Here is an 18,676-nt window from a genome sequence, read left to right as displayed (position 1 = left end):
CTACCGTCGCACCCCCGAAATCTCCAGGTCCATCGAAACTTCCTGACCGTTCTTTTCAGCAGAACTGAACGATACGGGGGCGGGCGCCGACTTCACGGGGGCCATCTGGCCCACCAGCGTGGCGCCGAAGGCGATCACCATGCCCACCACCTGCACGGGCCCGAGCGCCTGGCCGAGCGCGGCCCAGCCGATGACGGCGGCGGTGATCGGGGAGAGCGGGCCGAGGAGGGTGGCGGAGGAGGCGCCCAGCCGCTCGATGCCGCGGAACCAGAGGAAGTACGAGACCGCGGTGTTGCCGATGGCGAGGTAGGCGTAGCCGGCGAGGTGGGTGCCGGTGAGGACGGGCGGGGCGCCCTCGACCAGGAAGGCGACGGGCAGGATGACCAGGCCGCCCGCGGTGAGCTGCCAGCCGGTGAGCGCGAGGGAGCCGACGCCCTCGGGGCGGCCCCAGCGCTTGGTGAGGACGACGCCGGCGGACATCGAGAGGGAGGAGAGCAGTCCGGCGCCCACGCCGATCAGGTCGAAGGCGGCCCCGGCCTTGAGGACCACGAGGCTGACGCCGAAGGCGGCGGCGACGGCGGTAAGCAGGGTCCGCGTGGTGGGCTTCTCGGCGAGGAGGAGGGCGGCGAGGCCGACGACGAAGAGCGGGCCGACGGAGCCGACGACGGCGGCGACGCCGCCGGGCAGCCGGTAGGCGGCGAGGAAGAGCAGCGGGAAGAAGGCGCCGATGTTGAGCGCGCCGAGGACCGCCGACTTCCACCACCAGGCGCCCCGCGGGAGCTTGCGGGTGAGCGCCAGGAGCAGGAGGCCGGCCGGCAGGGCCCGCATGAGGCCGGTGAAGAGGGGCCGGTCGGCCGGCAGGAACTCGGTGGTCACGAAGTAGGTCGAGCCCCAGGAGATCGGGGCGAGGGCGGTGAGCGCGACGGTGGCCGCCTTACGGGACATGACAGGACTCCCCCTGAGCGATGCGGTTCCGGTGGACCCGGAGCACTTCTTGCTTGGCGGTAATTAACTTAGCACTAAGCTACTTACTTGCAAGTGGCTTTCTTGCCATCGACCGGAAGGAGGCGGAACACTGAGGTCATGAACACGCAGCCGCCCGCGCCCGACCCCGTCGACGCCATCGCCGCCCAGTGGGCGGTCGTCCGCCCGGACCTGGACACGCTCCCCATGGAGGTCTTCGGGCGGATCTACCGGCTGGCCGCCGCGATGCGGGGCCGGGTGGACAAGGCGTACGCGCCCTACGGGATGGGGCTCGGGGAGTTCGACGTCCTGGCGACGCTGCGCCGCTCGGGGGCGCCGTACACGCTCTCACCGCGCGAGCTGACCGCCACGCTGATGATCACCACCGGCGGGATGACCGGCCGGCTGGACAAGCTGGAGAAGGCCGGGCTGCTCACCCGCAGCCCCGACCCGCACGACCGGCGCGGGCTGCGCGTCACGCTCACCGAGCGCGGCCGGGAGCTGGTGGACCAGGCGGTAGGCGCCGGCCTGGAGCGGCAGCGGGAGGCGCTGGAGGGGGCGCTGACCGAGGAGGAGGCGGAGCAGCTGACCGGACTGCTGCGGAAGCTGCTCGCGACGACCGCGTGAGCGGGCCCGGAACGTGCGAGGGCGCCGCACGGCCGGTGTCGGCCGTGCGGCGCCCTCGGAGACGGACGGGGGAGGCGGTTATGCCTTCTTGCGGGACTTGTCGAGGACCATCACCAGACCGACGATGACCAGGAACAGCACCACCGGGGCCACCACGAAGAGGCCGAGGGTCTCGACGACCTCCAGCTTGGGGGCCGGGTCGTCACCGTCGTCGCGGGTCAGCGCGAGCGCGGGGGACGACATGAGCAGCATCATCAGCGTCGTACCGGCCGCGACGGCGCCGGCGCGCAGGGCGTTCTTCTTGTCCACGGTGCAAAAGTAGCGAACACCTAAACGGCCCGCGCGCCCGGGGGTGCCGTACGGGCTCCCACCCCCTCCGCGACGGTCCGCAGCAGCGCGTGCGCGCGGGGCGAGGCGGCGATCCGTTCCAGGGTCAGCGGCTGCCCGTCCGGGCCCGCGACCGGCAGCCGCCAGTTGGGGTACTCGTCCCAGGTGCCCGGCAGGTTCTGCGGCCGGCGGTCCCCCACCAGGTCCGGCAGCCACACGCCGACCATCCGGGCCGGGGTGCGGGCCAGGAAGCGGTGGACGGCCCGGATCTCGGCCTCCTCGTCCCCCGGCCCCTCCGGGAGCAGCCCGAGCCGCTGGAGGACCCCGCGCCACTCGGCGGTCTCCGCCGCGTCGGAGGCGCGCTCGCGGGTCAGGTCGCCGCCGAGCAGCCCGAGCCGGTGGCGCAGCAGCACGTGGTCGCCGGAGAGCCGGGCCGCGGTGGACGGCAGGTCGTGGGTGGTGGCGGTGGCCACGCAGCCGGACCGCCACGCCTCGGGCGGCAGCGGGGCGCCGCCGCCGCCCCAGTCCCGCTCGAACCAGAGCACGGAGGTGCCGAACACCCCGCGCGCGGCCAGCGCCTCGCGGACCCCCGGCTCGACCGTGCCCAGGTCCTCGCCGATGACGAGGGCGCCGGCCCGGTGCGCCTCCAGGACGAGGACGGCGAGCATCGCCTCGGCGTCGTAGCGGACGTAGGTGCCCTCGGTGGGCTCCCGGCCCTCCGGCACCCACCAGAGGCGGAAGAGGCCCATCACGTGGTCGATCCGGAGCGCGCCCGCGTGCCGCAGGAGCTCGCGGAGGAGGCCGCGGTACGGGGCGTAGCCGGCGGCGGCGAGGGCGTCGGGGCGCCACGGCGGCAGACCCCAGTCCTGGCCGCGGGAGTTGAAGGCGTCGGGCGGGGCGCCGACCGACATCCCGGTGGCGAAGTCGTCCTGCCGGGCCCAGACGTCGGAGCCCTCCGGGTGCACGCCGACGGCGAGGTCGTGGACGATCCCGACCGCCATGCCCGCCTCCCGGGCCGCGTCGGCGGCCTCGCCGAGCTGCCGGTCCGTCAGCCAGGCGAGCCGGCAGTGGAAGTCGACCCGGGCGGTGAGCGCGGCGTCCGCGCGGACGGCCGCCCCGGCGCCGTCCGGGGTGCGCAGCTCCTCGGGCCAGGTGCGCCAGTGGGGGCCGTGGCGCTCGGCGAGGGCCTGGTAGGTGGCGTGGTCCTCCAGGGCGCGGCCGCGCTCGGCGAGGAAGTCGTGGTAGTCGGCGCGCCGTCCCGGGCCCTGCTCGACGGCGGCGATCAGCTCCAGGGCGCGCAGCTTGAGCGCCCAGACGGCGTCCCGGTCGATGGCGGTGCCCTTGCCGAGGACGCGCTCGCGCAGTTCGGCGGCGGCGGCGAGGATCCGGTCCAGCTCCTCGCGCCGGCCGGGGCCCAGGTGGGCGTACTCGGGGATCTGTTCGATCCGCAGGTGGACGGGGTCGGGGAAGCGCCGGGAGGAGGGGCGGTACGGGGAGGGGTCGGAGGGGGCCCCGGGCACGCCCGCGTGCAGCGGGTTGACCTGGACGAATCCGGCGCCGTGCGCGCGGCCCGCCCAGGAGACGAGGTCGCGCAGGTCGCCGAGGTCGCCCATGCCCCAGGAGCGTTCGGAGAGCAGCGAGTAGAGCTGGACGAGCAGGCCGTACGCGCGCGTGGCGGGGGCCGGGACCCGCGCGGGGGCGACGACGAGGGTGGCGCGGGCGGTGCGGCCGTCGGGCGCCTCGGCGTCCACGGTGTGCACGCCGAGCGGCAGCCGCTCCCAGTCGCCGCCGGTGTGGACGTCGCCGTCCTCGGTGGTGACCCGGAGCAGGGTCCCCTCGGGCAGGCCGGCGGGCGGGGCGGGCGGACCGTCCCCGGTGTGGCGGACGAGTGTGGGCGGGAGCAGCCGCTCCCGGTCGGCCCGCTCCGCCGCGCCGAGGGCGGCGGCGACCGCCTCCGGGGTGGTCGCGTCCACCCCGAGGGCGCCGAGCACGGCGACCACGGTGGCCTCGGGCACGGGCACGGTGACGCCCTCGGACGGGCTGAACGCGGTGGCGACGCCGTGACGGGCGGCGAGGCGGGCCAGGGTCACTTCACACTCCGGTTGACTCCGTGCCGCACCGGTTTCCGGGGGCGGTGGGTTCGCTGGTGAGGGGTGCGGCGCCGGTGAGGGGCGGCTCGCTGGTGAGGGGCGGGGCGCCGGCCAGGGGCGGCTCGCTGGTCAGCGGGGCGACCGCCGCCCACGAGGGCTCGCTGATGAGCGGCGCGGTGTCGGCCGGCGCGGGCGCTGCGTCCGGCGGGGCGCCGCCGGGGGCGGTCTGGCGCGGAATCCGTATCCGTCCGTTCTGGGGGCGGGCGGTCGTGGTCACGGGGGTCTCCCGGTTCGTCTCGACGTGGTGGCCGGCCGTACGGCTGGTGGCCGGGGCCGTGGGTGCGACGAGAGATAGCCCTACCCATCGCGCCTCGCTTTGCCCCTTTTACCGGGGGAAGACGGCGAAAGGGCGACAGCTCGCCGGAGGTTCACCGGGCAAAGCCGACACTTCGCCCCGTCGCATTGACACCCCCGTGCGAAGGGTGGTGGGGTCGTAACCCGCTCGTGACCAACCGGCCGGGCAGGGACAGCGTCTGACGATCCGGCGGGTCCCCGTCCCGGTGAAGGGAGACCCCGTGACCCCCGTGCGTCCGGGCCGCGGTCCTCGTACGGCGACCGCGGTCGCCGCCGCCGTGATCGGCGGGTTCCTCGGCGGTGCCGTGCCCGGCTCGGCGGGCGCCGCCCCGCTCCCCGCCTCGGTGCCCGACCTCGCCGCCGCTCCCGCGGCCCCCTCCGGGCCGGCCGCCGCCCCGGCCGCGCCCGCGCCCCGGACCGGCTCCGCCCGCGCGCGCACGCCCTCCGTGTGGCCCCGGCCGCAGTCGCTGACGGCCGCGGGGCCCGCCGTGCGCCTCGGGGAGCGGGTGACCCTCGTCGCGGACGAGGACGCCGACAAGTACGCCCTGCGGGCGCTGCGGGAGCTGCTCGCCGACGCCGGGGTGCGGACGGTGCACGAGGGGCTGCCCGGCGCGGGCCCGGTGCTCCGCCTCTCGGGGCCCTCCGGGGCGGCGGCGCAGGAGGCACTGGCCTCCTTCGGGGTGGCCGAGCGGGGCGACCTGCCGGACGGCGGCTACCGGCTCGCCACCGGCCGGTTCGGCGGCCGGGACACCGTGGTGCTGGACGGGACCGGCGAGGACGGCCTGTTCCACGCGGTGCAGACGCTCCGCCAGTTGCTCGGCCCGGGGCCGGACGGCGTCGGCGGCGAGGTGCCGGGCGTCGTCGTCCGGGACTGGCCCGGCACCGCCGAGCGGGGGATCACGGAGGGCTTCTACGGCACCCCGTGGACGACGGAGCAGCGCCTGGAGATGATCGACTTCCTGGGCCGCACCAAGCAGAACCGCTATCTCTACGCTCCCGGTGACGACCCGTACCGCGCCGCGCAGTGGCGCGAGCCCTACCCGGAGGCGCAGCGGGCCGGCTTCCGCGCGCTGGCGGAGCGGGCCAGGGCCCGGCACGTGTCGCTGGGCTGGGCGGTGGCCCCGGCCCAGTCGATGTGCCTGTCCTCGGACGCGGACCTGGCGGTGCTGACGCGGAAGCTGGACGCGATGCGGGAGCTCGGTTTCCGCTCCTTCCAGCTCCAGTTCCCGGACGCCGGGTTCGGCGAGTGGACCTGCGACGAGGACGCCGACGCCTTCGGGCGGGACGCGGCGGGCGCGGCCCGGGCGCACGCGCGCGTGGCGAACGCGGTGGCCCGGCACCTCGCCGAGCGGTATCCGGGCCTGGAGCCGCTGACGGTGCTGCCGACGGAGTACTACCAGGAGGGCACCAGCGAGTACCGTTCGGCGCTCGCGCGGGCGCTGGACGGGCGGGTGCGGGTGGCGTGGACGGGCGTCGGCGTGGTGCCGCGCACCATCACCGGCACCGAACTGGCCGGGGTGCGGGCGGCCCTGGGCCAGCGGCCGCTGGTCACCATGGACAACTACCCGGTGAACGACTACGCGCAGGACCGGCTCTTCCTGGGGCCCTCCACGGGCCGGGAGCCGGCCGTGGCGGCCGGTTCCGCCGCCTATCTGGCGCACGCGATGGAGCAGCCCTCGGCCTCCCGGATCCCGCTCTTCACCACCGCCGACTTCGCCTGGAACCCGCGCGGCTACCGGCCCGCGGAATCCTGGCGGGCGGCCGTCGACGAACTGGCGGGCCCCGCGCCGGCGGCGCGGGAGGCGCTCGGCGCGCTGGCCGGGAACGCGGCCTCGTCGCTCCTCGCGCCGGACGCCGAGTCGGCCGGTCTGAAGCCGCTGATGAGCGCCTTCTGGTCGGCCCGGGCGTCGGGCACGGCGGCGGCGCGGGAGCGGGCGGGGCGCGAGCTGCGGGACGCCTTCACCGTGATGCGGGAGGCGCCGGAGCGGCTGGCGGAGACCGCGGGCGGCGCGCTGCGGGCCGAGTCCGGGCCGTGGCTGGAGCAGCTGTCGCGGTACGGGGCGGCGGGCGAGGCCGCGGTCGACATGCTGCTCGCCCAGGGGCGCGGCGACGGTCCCGCGGCCTGGCAGGCGCAGTTGCGCCTGGAGCCGCTGCGGCCGCGGATCGCGGCGAGCGGGGCGACGGTCGGCGACGGGGTCCTGGATCCGTTCCTGGACCGGGCGGTGAAGGAGGCGGCGGCCTGGACGGGCACCGACCGGGACCCGGAGCGCGAGGTGGACCGGGCCGCCGGTTCGTACACGGTGAAGCTGGACCGGGAGCGTCCGGTGGAGGCGGTGACGGTGCTCGCGGGCCCGCCGGCGGACCGGAAGGACGCCGGGAGGCCGGCGGAGGACGGCGAGCCCGGGGCGGACGTCCCGGCGCACGCGCGCGTGGAGGCGTACGTGGCGGGCGAGGGCTGGCGGCCGCTGGGCCCGCTGTCCTCCTCCGGCTGGACGCAGACCGAGCTGAAGGGGCTGCGCGCCGAGGCGCTGCGGATCGTCTGGGACGGCGAGGGCCCGGCGCCCGACGTGCGCTCCCTGGTGCCGTGGTTCGCGGACGGTCCCGAGGCCGGTCTGGAGCTGGCCAGGACGGAGACGGACCTGGAGATCGGCGGCGCGGCGGGCCGGGTGGACGTGGAGCTGACGGGCCGGCGGGCGGCCGGGGTGCGGGGCCCGCTGACGGCGAAGGCGCCGAAGGGGATCACCGTACGGCTGCCGGAGCGGGCCGCGGTGGAGCGCGGCGGCACGAGGACGGTGCCGATGGAGGTGTCGGTGGCGCCGGGCACGGCGTCCGGGGAGTACCGGGTGCCGGTGTCGTTCGCGGGCGAGGAGCGGGTGCTGACGGTGCGGGCGTTCCCGCGCACCGGCGGCCCGGACCTGGCCAGGTCGGCGACGGCCTCCTCCTCCGGCGACGAGACGGCGGACTTCCCTGCCGCGCTGGCGGTGGACGGCGATCCGGAGACCCGCTGGTCCTCGCCGGCGGAGGACGGCGCCTGGTTCCAGCTGGAGCTGGCCGAGCCGGCCCGCATAGGGCAGCTGGTCCTGCACTGGCAGGACGCGCACGCCTCCCGCTACCGGGTGCAGGTCTCCGCCGACGGCCGCAACTGGCGGACCGCGGCGACCGTCACGGACGGGCGGGGCGGCCGGGAGTCGGTCCGGATGGACGCGGCGGACACCCGCTTCCTGCGGGTGCAGGGCGAGAAGCGGGCGACCCCGTACGGCTACTCGCTCTGGTCGGTGGAGACGTACGCGGTGACGCCGGAGCGGACCCCGGACGCCCCCGGGACCCCGAAGACGCCGAAGCCCCCGAAGGGCCCCGGCACTCCGGAGGGCTCCGCGACACCCGCGGAGCCGAACGCGGCCTCCACGGCGCCGACCGGGGCCTCCGCGGCACCGACCGGGACGTCCGGAGCGCCGGAGCGGGACGCGCCGGAGGAGGGCACCGCTCCCTGAGCGGCGCCCTCCTCCGTCCGGCGCGCCCCCGGCAGGCCGGGGAACGCGAGAGGCCCGGATCTCAGCCGGTCGTCAACGCCCCCGCGGGGGTGTCGGCGACGGAGTCGATCCGGGCCATCGCGTCCTCGGCGCCGTACGGCGTGAGGTAGGGCAGCCACCGTGGGTCCCGGTGGCCGGTGCCGATGATCCGCCAGGCCAGGCCGGTCGGCGGCGCGGGTTGGTGGCGCAGCCGCCAGCCGAGCTCGCGCAGGTGCCGGTCCGCCTTGACGTGGTTGCAGCGGCGGCAGGCGGCCACCACGTTCTCCCACGCGTGCGTCCCGCCCCGACTGCGCGGGATGACGTGGTCGACGCTGGTCGCCACTCCCCCGCAGTACATGCAGCGCCCGCCGTCGCGGGCGAAGAGGGCCCGGCGGGTCAAGGGAACGGGCCCCCGGTAGGGGACCCGCACGAAGCGCTTCAGCCGTACCACGCTGGGCGCGGGGACGATCTGATGCTCGCTGTGCAGGAAGGCGCCGGACTCCTCGATGCAGAGGGCCTTGTTCTCGAGCACGAGGACGAGTGCGCGGCGGAGCGGTACGACGCCCAGGGGCTCGTACGACGCGTTGAGGACCAGGACATGCGGCACGGATGCCTCCTATGGCGCCGGCGGCGCGTGGCTCGCGCCGGGACGAACTGCTCTCAGTCTCTCCTCATGCCTGGTCGGAGCGCCACCACGTTCCCGCGATCGCGTGGGGCGGGCCGGACGTGTTCTCGACCACATCGGCATGTCTTCCCGGTATGTGCCCGGGTGAGGTCGGTCTCTCCCTCGAACACGGGCAACGGTTCGGTGTCCTGGGCCCCGTAGGGTGGATGGCCTGCGTACGCGATGCCTGGAGGTTGTCCCGTGTCCTGGTCCGTCCTGGCGGCCGCCAACGACCCCGAGTCCATCCCGGTGACTCTGGACGAGGCGGCGGAGAAGGCCACCAACGCGGCGAGCTGGGTGGAACAGAACTGGTCCACCTGGCTGAACACCGGTCTGCGGATCCTGCTGATCGTGGTGGTCGCCCTGTTGCTGCGGTGGGCCGTCCGCCGCGCCCTGACGAAGCTGATCGAGCGGATGAACCGCTCCGCCCAGGCGGTGGAGGGGACCGCGCTCGGCGGTCTGCTCGTCAACGCGGAGCGCAGGCGGCAGCGGTCCGAGGCGATCGGCTCGGTGCTGCGCTCGGTGGCCTCCTTCCTGATCCTGGGCACGGCCGGGCTGATGATCCTGGGCGCCTTCGCCATCGATCTGGCGCCGCTGCTCGCCTCGGCCGGTGTGGCCGGTGTGGCGATCGGCTTCGGCGCGCGGAACCTGGTGACGGACTTCCTCTCCGGCGTCTTCATGATCCTGGAGGACCAGTACGGCGTCGGTGACTCGGTCGACGCGGGCGTGGCCTCCGGCGAGGTCGTCGAGGTCGGGCTGCGGGTGACCAAGCTGCGCGGCGTCGACGGCGAGGTCTGGTACGTGCGCAACGGCGAGATCAAGCGGATAGGGAACCTCAGCCAGGGCTGGGCGACGGCCTCGGTCGACGTGACGGTCCGGCCGACGGAGGACCTGGACCAGGTGCAGTCCGTGATCACTGCGGCGGGCGAGGCGATGGCCAAGGACGAGCCGTGGAACGAGCGGCTGTGGGGCCCGGTGGAGATCCTCGGCCTGACCGAGGTGCTGCTGGACTCGATGACGGTCCGGGTCTCCGCGAAGACGATGCCCGGCAAGAAGCTGGGCGTCGAGCGCGAGCTGCGGTGGCGGATCAAGCGGGGCCTGGACGAGGCCGGCATCCGGATCGTCGGCGGGCTGCCCGCGCAGGCGGAGGAGGCGACGCCCGATCCGACGGCGGGCATGGCGGCCCCCTCGGCGTTCTCCAGCGCCACCTCGCCGCAGTCGGCGGCGGCCACCCCGCTGCCGAAGACGGACCTCGGCAAGAACTGACCCGGGGACCGACCCCACGACACCCCCACGACGCCCCCGCCGGTAACGCTTCGGTTGCCGTCGGGGGTGTCGTGCGTGTGGGGGTATTGACGCCCCGCCGACGCCCGTCCTACCGTCCTCCCACCGGATAGGAAACTTTCCTAACAGTGTGGTGGAGGAAGCGGCGGCCGTCAGGCCCCACAATGGCCTCCCGGCGTCGAAGGGCAGGTGCGACCGTCATGGCAGGTACCCAGGGAACCCCTGGCACCCCGCGCGTCCTGCGGGCCATGAACGACCGCGCGGCGCTCGACCTCCTCCTGGAGCACGGCACCCTCTCGCGGACCCGGATCGGCAAGCTCACCGGCCTCTCCAAGCCGACCGCGTCCCAGCTCCTCGCCCGCCTCGAAGCCGCGGGGCTGGTCCGCGTCACCGGCACCACCGAGGGCCGCCCCGGCCCCAGCGCCCAGCTGTACGCGCTCGCGCCGGACGCCGGGTACGCCGCCGGGCTCGACGTCAACCAGCACCGCATCCGTGCCGCGGTCGCCGACATCACCGGCGCCGTCACCGGCGAGTACGAGCTCCGCACCGGCGGGCGCACCGGTGACGGCGTGGTCCGCCAGGTCACCGACGCCCTCGACGGGGCCGTCAAGGCCGCCGGGCTCACCCGCTCCGACGTGCGCCGCCTGGTCATCGGCACCCCCGGTGCCTTCGACCCGGCCACCGGACGGCTCCGGTACGCCTCCCACCTGCCCGGCTGGCACTCCCCCACCCTGCTGGAGGAGCTGGCCGCGGTCCTGCCCATGCCCTTCGAGTACGAGAACGACGTCAATCTGGTGGCCGTGGCCGAGCGGGCCCTCGGCGCAGCCCGCGGGCACGAGGACTTCGTCCTGCTGTGGAACGAGGAGGGCATCGGCGCCGCCCTCGTCCTCGGCGGCCGGCTGCACCGCGGCTTCACCGGCGGCGCCGGCGAGGTCGGCTTCCTCCCGGTCCCCGGCACCCCGCTGGTCCGGCAGGTCACCAAGGCCAACTCCGGCGGCTTCCAGGAGCTCGCCGGCGTCCAGTCGGTGCCCCGGATCGCCCGGGCGGCCGGCCTCGACACCCCCGACCACCCCTACGTACCGGTGGCGTCCGGACTGCTGGCCCGCGCCGCCGAGACCCCCGACGAGGGGCCGTACGCGGAGCTGCTCGACCGGTACGCCGAGCGGGTCGCCACCGGTCTCGCCTCGCTCACCGCCGTCCTCGACCCCGAGCTGATCGTCCTCTCCGGCGACGTCCTCGTCGCGGGCGGCGAACCGCTGCGCGCCCGCGTCCAGGCCGAGCTCGCCGACCTCGCGGCCTCCCGGCCCCGGCTCGTGCTCGCCGCCGTCCCCCGTGAACCCGTGCTGCGCGGGGCGCTGGAGAGCGCCCTCGCCACCACCCGCGACGAGGTATTCGACACCTCGCGCTGACCCGCCCGACCGCGCCTTCCCGACCCCTCGTACGCCTTCCCCGATCCCGTACGACCGTCCCGACCCCCGTACGACCGTCCCGGCCGCCCCCGCGCGCCCGGGGCCGGCCCGCCACGCCCTCCACCCCTCCAGGGAGACACCGCCATGCCCGTACGCACCCGCAGAACGGCCGCCGCGCTCGCCGCCACCGCCTCGCTCGCCCTCTTCGCCACCGCCTGTACCGGCTCCGCCGGGAACGCCGCGAGCGACGACCCGAAGGCGGAGACCACCCTCACCTTCTGGCACGGCTGGTCGGCCCCCTCCGAGGTCAAGGCGATCGAGGAGAACGTCGCCCGCTTCACGAAGGCCCACCCGAACATCAAGGTGAAGGTCGTCGGCAACATCAACGACGACAAGCTCGGCCAGGCGCTCCGCGCGGGCGGCTCCAACGGCCCGGACGTGGTCGCCTCCTTCACCACGGCCAACGTCGGCAAGTTCTGCCACACGGGCGCGCTCGCCGACCTCCAGCCCTTCGTCGAGAAGGACAAGCTGGACCTGGACAAGATCTTCCCGAAGGTCCTCCAGGAGTACACCCAGTTCGAGGGGAAGCGCTGCACGCTGCCGCTGCTCTCCGACGCGTACGGGCTCTTCTACAACAAGGACGCCTTCAAGGCCGCCGGCCTCGACCCGGAGGCGCCGCCGAAGACCTGGAGCGAGTTCACCGAGGTCGCCAAGAAGCTGACGAAGGCCAAGGGCGACTCGTACGAGCGGCTCGGCTTCATGCCGAACTACCTCGGCTACGAGACGGTCGTCTCGCACTACATGTCGCAGTGGAGCCACGACGGGTACTTCGGCGCGGACGGCAGGTCGACCGTGGCCACCGACCCCGGCTTCGCCGAGATGATGACGTACCAGAAGTCGCTGGTGGACGCGCTCGGCGGCTTCCAGAAGCTCGACAAGTACCGCACCACCTTCGGTGACGAGTGGGGCGCCAAGCACCCCTTCCAGACCGGCCAGGTCGCCATGCAGCTGGACGGCGAGTGGCGGCTGAACTTCGTCAAGGAGGCCAAGGTGCCGTTCGAGGTCGGCGTGGCGCCGCTGCCGGTCGCCGACGACGAGGTCGCCGAGTACGGCAAGGGCTACCTCTCCGGCACGATCATGGGCATCGCGCCGCAGAGCAAGAAGCAGAACGCCGCCTGGGAGCTGGTCAAGTACATGACCACGGACACCGAGGCCGTGGTGAGCTTCGCCAACTCCATCGGGAACGTCCCCTCCACCCTGGAGGCCCTGAAGTCCCCGAAGCTGGCCTTCGACCCGCGCTTCAAGACCTTCCTGGACATCGCCCAGCACCCGAAGTCCACCACCTCGGACGGCGCGGTGAACGGCTCCGCGTACCAGGACACCCTCCAGAAGTTCGCCCAGCAGTACGAGAAGGGCCAGGTCACCGACCTGAAGAAGGGCCTCGCGGACACCGCCGCCCAGATCGACCGCGACATCGCCGCGGCGAAGTGACGGCCGGACCCCACCCATGAGCACGGACACCCTGCCCGCGACGGAGGCGGCCGCGCCGGCCGCCTCCGCCCCCGGGGGACGGAACACGCTCCGGTCGAAGCGCCGGCGGAACGCGCTCCGCACCCTGGCCTTCATGTCGCCCTGGCTGATCGGCTTCGGCTTCTTCTTCGTCTACCCCCTCGTCTCGACCGTCTACTTCTCGCTGATGAAGTACGACGGCCTCAACCCGCCGGAGTGGCGGGGCCTGGCCAACTGGGAGTACGTCTTCACGTCCTTCCCGCAGTTCTGGCCGGCCCTCCAGAACACCCTCTGGCTCTGCGTCGTCATGGTGAGCTGCCGGGTCGTCTTCGGCCTCGGCATCGGCCTGCTCATCACGAAGATCAAGACGGGCGCGGGGGTCTTCCGGACCTTCTTCTACCTGCCCTACCTGGCCCCGCCGGTGGCGGCGACGCTCGCCTTCGTCTTCCTGCTCAACCCCGGCACCGGACCCGTCAACTCGCTCCTGGAAGCGGTCGGCCTGCCCGCCCCCGCCTGGTTCAACGACGCGGCCTGGGCCAAGCCCGCGCTCACCGTCCTCGCCGTCTGGGGCATCGGCGACCTCATGGTCATCTTCATGGCCGCCCTGCTCGACGTGCCGAAGGAGCAGTACGAGGCCGCCGAACTGGACGGCGCGGGCCCCTGGCAGCGGTTCCGCCACATCACCCTGCCGAACATCTCGCCGATCATCCTCTTCGCGCTGGTCACCGGCATCATCGGCGCGATGCAGTACTACACGCAGCCGATCGTGGCCTCCAAGGTCGCCTCGGGCGTGATGGGCGGCTCCGGCGTCACCTTCGTCCCCGGCTACCCGGACGACTCCACGCTCACCCTGCCGCAGCTCGTCTACAGCCTCGGCTTCAGCCAGTTCAACTACGGCGCCGCCTGCGTGGTGGCGCTCGTGCTCTTCGCCTTCTCCATGGCCTTCACCGCCCTGCTCATGCGCCGGCGCGGCGGCCTGATCGGCTCGGGTGACTGAACCATGACCCTCACCGCCCCCTCCCCGACCTCACCGACCGCCCCGGCCCCCGCGACCCCCGCGGCGCGGCAGGCCCGCCGCAAGGCGCTGCTGCACTGGATCGCCGTGCACTCGCTCGGGATCGCCGCGGCGCTCTTCTTCGTCCTGCCGTTCGTCTTCGTCGTCCTCACCTCGCTGATGAGCGACCAGCAGGCGCTGACCCGCGACCTCACCCCGAACTCCTGGCACTTCGAGAACTACGTCAAGGTCTTCGAGACCCCCGGCTTCCTCACCTGGTGGAAGAACTCGCTGCTGTACGCGGGGCTCGGCACCGTCCTCGTCGTCGTCTCGTCGATCCCCGTCGCCTACGCGCTCGCCAAGTTCCGCTTCCGCGGCCGGCACCTGTCGATGCTGCTCGTCATCTCGATGATGATGCTGCCGCCGCAGGTCGTGATCATCCCGATGTACCTGTTCTGGGCCAAGCAGGCGGACCTGTCCGGCTCGCTCTGGCCGTTGATCATCCCGCTGGCCTTCGGCGACGCCTTCGCCATCTTCCTGCTGCGCCAGTTCCTCCTCACCATCCCCGACGAGTACGTCGAGGCGGCCCGGATCGACGGCTGCGGCGAACTGCGCACGCTGCTGCGGATCGTGCTGCCGATGGCGAAGCCCGGCATCGCCGCCGTCGCCCTCTTCCAGTTCTTCTACTGCTGGAACGACTACTTCGGGCCGCAGATCTACGCCTCCGAGAACCCGGCCGCCTGGACGCTCAGTTACGGCCTGGAGTCCTTCAAGGGCGCGCACCACACCGACTGGAACCTGACCATGGCCGCGACCGTCCTGGTCATGGCCCCCGTGATCCTCGTGTTCTTCTTCGCGCAGAAGGCGTTCGTCGAGGGAGTCACCCTGACCGGAGTGAAGGGCTGAGACAAGAATGAAGCTCGCTGTCGTGGGGGGCGGATCGACCTACACCCCCGAACTGATCGACGGATTCGCGCGCTTGCGCGACACCCTGCCCATCACCGAACTCGTCCTCGTCGACCCGGCCGCCGACCGGCTCGACCTCGTCGGCGGCCTGGCCCGGCGGATCTTCGCCAAGCAGGACCACGACGGGCGGATCACCACCACCACCGACCTCGACGCCGCCGTCGAGGGCGCCGACGCCGTCCTCCTCCAGCTCCGCGTCGGCGGCCAGGCCGCCCGGAACCAGGACGAGACCTGGCCGCTGGAGTGCGGCTGCGTCGGCCAGGAGACCACCGGCGCCGGCGGCCTCGCCAAGGCGCTGCGCACCGTCCCGGTCGTCCTCGACATCGCCGAGCGGGTCCGGCGCGCCAACCCGGACGCCTGGATCATCGACTTCACCAACCCCGTCGGCATCGTCACCCGCGCCCTGCTGCGGGCCGGGCACAAGGCCGTCGGCCTGTGCAACGTGGCCATCGGCTTCCAGCGCAAGTTCGCCCGCCTCCTCGACGTGGCCCCCTCCGAGATCCACCTCGACCACATCGGCCTCAACCACCTCACCTGGGAGACGGGCGTCCGGCTCGGCGGCCCGGACGGCGAGGACGTGCTGCCCCGGCTGCTCGCCGAGCACGGCGACACGATCGCCGGCGACCTCCACCTGCCGCGCCTGGTGATGGACCGCTTCGGTGTCGTCCCCTCGTACTACCTGCGCTACTACTACGCGCACGACGAGGTCGTGGAGGAGCTGCGCACCAAGCCGTCGCGGGCCGCGGAGGTCGCGGCGATGGAGAAGGAGCTCCTGGAGATGTACGGCGACCCGGCGCTCGACGAGAAGCCGGCGCTGCTCGGGAAGCGCGGCGGCGCCTTCTACTCGGAGGCGGCCGTGGACCTCGCGGCCTCGCTGCTGGGCGGCTCGGGCTCGCCGTACCAGGTGGTGAACACCCGCAACGACGGCACGCTGCCGTTCCTGCCGGACGACGCCGTCATCGAGACGCAGGCGGCGGTCGGCCCCGGCGGGGCGGTGCCGCTGCCGGTCGCGCCGGTGGACCCGCTGTACGCCGGTCTGATCGCGAACGTGACGGCGTACGAGGACCTGGCGCTCGACGCGGCCCTGCGCGGCGGCCGGGAGCGGGTCTTCAAGGCGCTGCTCGCCCACCCGCTGGTCGGCCAGTACGCGTACGCCGAGCAGCTCACCGACCGGCTGATCGCCCACAACCGGGAGCACCTCGCGTGGGCGTGAACGGGATACTGCTCGCGGTCGACGCGGGCAACAGCAAGACCGACGCGGCGGTCCTCGCGCCGGACGGCACGGTGCTGGGAACCGCGCGCGGCGGAGGCTTCCAGCCGCCGCTGGTGGGGGTGGCGGCGGCGGTCGACGGGCTGGAGGAGATCGTGGGACGGGCGGCCGCGGACGCGGGCGTCCCCCTCGACTTCGCCCATGTCACCGCCTGCCTCGCCAACGCCGACCTGCCGGTCGAGGAGGCCGCGCTGGAGCAGGAACTCCTCGAACGGGGGTGGAGCCGTTCGGTACGGGTCCACAACGACACCTTCGCGATCCTGCGGGCCGGGCTCGACGAGCCGCGCGGGGTGGCGGTGGTCTGCGGCGCCGGCGTGAACTGCGTGGGCATGACCCCGGACGGGCGGACCGCCCGCTTCCCGGCGATCGGGAAGATCTCCGGGGACTGGGGCGGGGGCGGGGGCCTCTCCGACGAGGCCATGTGGTTCGCGGCCCGCGCCGAGGACGGCCGGGGCGAGCCGACCGAGCTGGCCGTGGCGCTGCCCGCGCACTTCGGCCGGAAGACCATGTACGCGCTGATCGAGGCGCTGCACCTGGGCCTGATCCCGCAGGCGCGGCGGCACGAGCTGGTGCCGGTGCTGTTCCGGGTGGCGACGGAGGGCGACGCGGTGGCGCTCTCCCTGGTGCACCGGATGGCCGAGGAGGTCGTGGCGCTGTCGACGGTGGCGCTGCGGCGGCTCGGGCTGCTCGACGAGGAGGCGCCCGTGGTCCTGGGCGGCAGCGTGCTGGCCGCCCGGCACCCGCAGTTGGAGGACCGGCTGCGTGAACTCCTCGCGGAGCGGGCCCCGAAGGCGGTCGTCCGCTTCGTGACGGCGCCGCCGGTGCTGGGCGCGGGGCTGCTCGCCCTGGACGAGTCGGGGGCGGACGCCGGGGCGGCGGAGCGGCTGCGGGGGCATTACGCGGTCTGACGTGGGTCCGCTTCCGTCGCGGTGGGGCGCCCTTCCTTCCGGGGGGGCGCCCCACCGGCATGTTCACCTGTTCGAGCGACGCCCGGGGCGGAACCGGTCGGGGTCGGCCGACGTATACAGAGGGAAGGGTGTTCGAGGAGGGTTCGAGGAGGATTCGAGAAGAGCCCGGGGAGGGTGCGCGGAGGTCCGGGGAGGCGGCGGGAGGGGGCTCGCCCGCGGAACTCCCTTGGGAGTGGGGCACGATAGGCACAAGATCGTGTCATTCCCGGTGTGCGGGCGGGCCGCCTGCGGCCATACTGCTCGCCGGGGTCGATCGACGTCGAGACCGAGGGGGAGGTCACGTGACACAGCCGCCGAGCGCGCCCGCCGCGGCGCAGGGCCCGGCATCCGCGCCCGCCCGGCCGACGGTGCCGGGGCAGGTCTCGCGCGCCGCCGCGGTCGGCGCCGCCCCGCCGCCCGCGAAGGGCGCGTGGGCGACCGGGCGCGAGGTGCTGCGCGAGGCCGCGACGACCGAGCCGGGCCGGCTGCGGATCCTGGGCGCCGTGCTGGCGCTGCTGGTCCTCGCGCTGGGCACGGTCGCCGGGCTTGAGGCCGCCGACCGGGCCGGCTCCGCCGAGGACGTCGTCGGGCGCAGCCAGCCGCTGAGCGCCGACGCCGCCGCGATCTACCGCTCCCTGGCCGACGCCGACTCGACGGCCGCGGCCGGCTTCCTCGCCGGGATACTCGAACCGGCCGAGTCCCGGGCCCGCTACGACCGGGACATCGCGACGGCCTCCCGTCTCCTGGTGAAGGCGGCGGCGAACACGGACGGTTCGGGCGAGGCGGCCCGCGAGATCGCCACCCTGAACGAACTGCTGCCGCGCTACACCGGGCTGATCGAGCGGGCCAGGGCCGCCAACCGGCAGGGCCTGCCGCTGGGCGGCGCGTATCTCCGCTACGCCAACCAGGAGATGACGACCCGGCTGCTCCCGGCGGCGGAGAGGCTCTACGGGGCGGAGACCGCCCGGCTCCACCAGGACGACGAGGCCGCCCGCGCCTGGCCGTACCTGGCGCTCGGCGCCGGGGTGCTCGCTCTCGGCGTCCTGGTGTGGGCGCAGCGGCGGGAGTACCGGCGCACCAACCGGGTGTTCAGCCGGGGGCTGCTCGCCGCCGCCGCGGCCGCCGTACTGGTGCTGCTGTGGGTGGCCGGGGCGCACACCGTGGCCCGGGCGGGACTGGGCGCCGCGCAGTCCGAGGGCCAGCAGTCGCTCCAGCTGCTCAACGAGGCGCGGATCAGCTCCCTCAAGGCCCGTGCCAACGAGAACCTGACCCAGGTGGCCCGGGGCGCGGTGCTCACCGAGGACGGGCAGAACGACAAGTACGAGGCCGAGTACGCGACCGGCATGTCCGCGCTCACCGACGCGCTCGCCCGGGCGACGCGGCTCGCCGACGACGAGGCGGGCCAGGCGCCCCTGCGGGAGGCGGCCGCCGGGGCCGGCGAGTGGCAGAAGCGGCACGCGGCGGCGCGGGAGCTCGGCGAGAGCGGCGAGTACCGGGACGCCCTCGACCTGATCATCGGCCCCAAGGGCGAGGCGGAGCCCAAGGAGTCGGCGGGCTGGTGCTTCGACAAGGTCGACGCGGCCCTGGAGCGTGCCCTCGCGCACGAGCAGGCCGAGTTCACCCGTTCCGCGGGCGGGGCGGTGGACGCGCTGACCGGGCTTCCGCTGGGGGCGGCGGCGCTCGGCGCGCTGGGCGCCCTGGGCGCGGTGCTCGGCATCAACCGAAGACTGTCGGAGTACCGGTGAGAGGGGGCGGAGGACCGG

The 18,676-nt window shown here is 74.3% G+C and carries 15 protein-coding genes; 10 read left to right on the top strand and 5 right to left on the bottom strand.

Annotation, left to right across the window (positions count from 1 at the left end; all coding sequences use genetic code 11):
- A complete protein-coding gene (locus ACFYT9_RS01455) occupies window positions 1–945 on the bottom strand; it encodes an EamA family transporter (protein ID WP_389160200.1) in 945 nt (314 codons plus the stop codon).
- Window positions 946–1,083: 138 nt separating this feature from the next.
- On the opposite strand from ACFYT9_RS01455, the gene ACFYT9_RS01450 reads away from it, so the two are divergent.
- On the top strand, window positions 1,084–1,590 hold the full coding sequence (locus ACFYT9_RS01450) for a MarR family winged helix-turn-helix transcriptional regulator (protein ID WP_389160197.1): 507 nt from the start codon (window positions 1,084–1,086) through the stop codon (window positions 1,588–1,590).
- A gap of 78 nt (window positions 1,591–1,668) precedes the next feature.
- Here the strand turns inward: ACFYT9_RS01450 and ACFYT9_RS01445 are convergent, their stop codons facing one another.
- The 3 genes from ACFYT9_RS01445 to ACFYT9_RS01435 are packed head-to-tail and all read right to left on the bottom strand — an operon-like array spanning window position 1,669 to window position 4,251.
- Window positions 1,669–1,899, bottom strand: a complete 231-nt coding sequence (locus tag ACFYT9_RS01445; protein ID WP_376603649.1) for a hypothetical protein — start codon at window positions 1,897–1,899, stop codon at window positions 1,669–1,671.
- A 20-nt stretch (window positions 1,900–1,919) separates the two neighbouring features.
- Window positions 1,920–4,007 (bottom strand): 4-alpha-glucanotransferase, encoded by a 2,088-nt coding sequence (malQ, locus tag ACFYT9_RS01440; RefSeq protein WP_389160195.1) that lies wholly within the window; start codon window positions 4,005–4,007, stop codon window positions 1,920–1,922.
- 1 nt (window position 4,008) lies between these two features.
- Window positions 4,009–4,251 (bottom strand): hypothetical protein, encoded by a 243-nt coding sequence (locus ACFYT9_RS01435; protein WP_376603650.1) that lies wholly within the window; start codon window positions 4,249–4,251, stop codon window positions 4,009–4,011.
- A 340-nt stretch (window positions 4,252–4,591) separates the two neighbouring features.
- Between ACFYT9_RS01435 and ACFYT9_RS01430 the strand changes: the two genes are divergently transcribed.
- The gene (locus ACFYT9_RS01430; RefSeq protein ID WP_389160609.1) at window positions 4,592–7,852 is read left to right on the top strand and encodes a beta-N-acetylglucosaminidase domain-containing protein; all 3,261 of its coding nucleotides are present in this window, start codon (window positions 4,592–4,594) and stop codon (window positions 7,850–7,852) included.
- A gap of 61 nt (window positions 7,853–7,913) precedes the next feature.
- Here the strand turns inward: ACFYT9_RS01430 and ACFYT9_RS01425 are convergent, their stop codons facing one another.
- On the bottom strand, window positions 7,914–8,477 hold the full coding sequence (locus tag ACFYT9_RS01425; protein ID WP_360309477.1) for an HNH endonuclease: 564 nt from the start codon (window positions 8,475–8,477) through the stop codon (window positions 7,914–7,916).
- A 240-nt stretch (window positions 8,478–8,717) separates the two neighbouring features.
- On the opposite strand from ACFYT9_RS01425, the gene ACFYT9_RS01420 reads away from it, so the two are divergent.
- The 8 genes from ACFYT9_RS01420 to ACFYT9_RS01385 all read left to right on the top strand — a co-directional run bounded on the left by ACFYT9_RS01420 (window position 8,718) and on the right by ACFYT9_RS01385 (window position 18,658).
- Window positions 8,718–9,800, top strand: coding sequence for a mechanosensitive ion channel family protein (locus ACFYT9_RS01420; protein ID WP_387272331.1), 1,083 nt, complete (start codon window positions 8,718–8,720; stop codon window positions 9,798–9,800).
- A 218-nt stretch (window positions 9,801–10,018) separates the two neighbouring features.
- On the top strand, window positions 10,019–11,227 hold the full coding sequence (locus ACFYT9_RS01415; RefSeq protein ID WP_376604438.1) for an ROK family protein: 1,209 nt from the start codon (window positions 10,019–10,021) through the stop codon (window positions 11,225–11,227).
- 144 nt (window positions 11,228–11,371) lie between these two features.
- Window positions 11,372–12,718 carry an ABC transporter substrate-binding protein gene (locus ACFYT9_RS01410; protein WP_389160192.1) on the top strand — a complete coding sequence of 449 codons (1,347 nt, stop codon included), beginning with the start codon at window positions 11,372–11,374 and terminating at the stop codon, window positions 12,716–12,718.
- A gap of 133 nt (window positions 12,719–12,851) precedes the next feature.
- Window positions 12,852–13,733, top strand: a complete 882-nt coding sequence (locus ACFYT9_RS01405) for a carbohydrate ABC transporter permease (RefSeq protein ID WP_387272427.1) — start codon at window positions 12,852–12,854, stop codon at window positions 13,731–13,733.
- A 3-nt stretch (window positions 13,734–13,736) separates the two neighbouring features.
- Window positions 13,737–14,636, top strand: a complete 900-nt coding sequence (locus ACFYT9_RS01400; protein WP_387272335.1) for a carbohydrate ABC transporter permease — start codon at window positions 13,737–13,739, stop codon at window positions 14,634–14,636.
- Window positions 14,637–14,643: 7 nt separating this feature from the next.
- Window positions 14,644–15,909 carry a 6-phospho-beta-glucosidase gene (locus ACFYT9_RS01395; RefSeq protein WP_389160190.1) on the top strand — a complete coding sequence of 422 codons (1,266 nt, stop codon included), beginning with the start codon at window positions 14,644–14,646 and terminating at the stop codon, window positions 15,907–15,909.
- Entirely contained in the window at window positions 15,900–16,874 is a 975-nt protein-coding gene (locus tag ACFYT9_RS01390) for an N-acetylglucosamine kinase (RefSeq protein ID WP_389160188.1), read from the top strand. The genes ACFYT9_RS01395 and ACFYT9_RS01390 overlap by 10 nt, the downstream gene beginning before the upstream one ends.
- A 341-nt stretch (window positions 16,875–17,215) precedes the next feature.
- Complete coding sequence (locus ACFYT9_RS01385; RefSeq protein ID WP_376602230.1) at window positions 17,216–18,658, top strand: hypothetical protein; 1,443 nt, start codon at window positions 17,216–17,218, stop codon at window positions 18,656–18,658.
- Window positions 18,659–18,676: the final 18 nt, after the last annotated feature.

It is taken from the genome of Streptomyces sp. NPDC004435 (assembly GCF_042873895.1).
Taxonomy (GTDB): Bacteria; Actinomycetota; Actinomycetes; order Streptomycetales; family Streptomycetaceae; genus Streptomyces.
Note: the sequence above shows the minus strand (reverse complement) of the source record. Positions and strands in the feature narration are given on the sequence as shown.

Excerpts from the sequence above, each read along its gene's own strand:
- ACFYT9_RS01420 (WP_387272331.1), top strand. The coding sequence starts at position 8,718 with ATGCCTGGAGGTTGTCCCGTGTCCTGGTCCGTCCTGGCGGCCGCCAAC.
- ACFYT9_RS01405 (WP_387272427.1), top strand. The coding sequence starts at position 12,852 with ATGTCGCCCTGGCTGATCGGCTTCGGCTTCTTCTTCGTCTACCCCCTC.
- ACFYT9_RS01400 (WP_387272335.1), top strand. The coding sequence starts at position 13,737 with ATGACCCTCACCGCCCCCTCCCCGACCTCACCGACCGCCCCGGCCCCC.
- ACFYT9_RS01455 (WP_389160200.1), bottom strand. The coding sequence starts at position 945 with ATGTCCCGTAAGGCGGCCACCGTCGCGCTCACCGCCCTCGCCCCGATC.
- ACFYT9_RS01415 (WP_376604438.1), top strand. The coding sequence starts at position 10,019 with ATGGCAGGTACCCAGGGAACCCCTGGCACCCCGCGCGTCCTGCGGGCC.
- ACFYT9_RS01410 (WP_389160192.1), top strand. The coding sequence starts at position 11,372 with ATGCCCGTACGCACCCGCAGAACGGCCGCCGCGCTCGCCGCCACCGCC.
- ACFYT9_RS01395 (WP_389160190.1), top strand. The coding sequence starts at position 14,644 with ATGAAGCTCGCTGTCGTGGGGGGCGGATCGACCTACACCCCCGAACTG.
- ACFYT9_RS01450 (WP_389160197.1), top strand. The coding sequence starts at position 1,084 with ATGAACACGCAGCCGCCCGCGCCCGACCCCGTCGACGCCATCGCCGCC.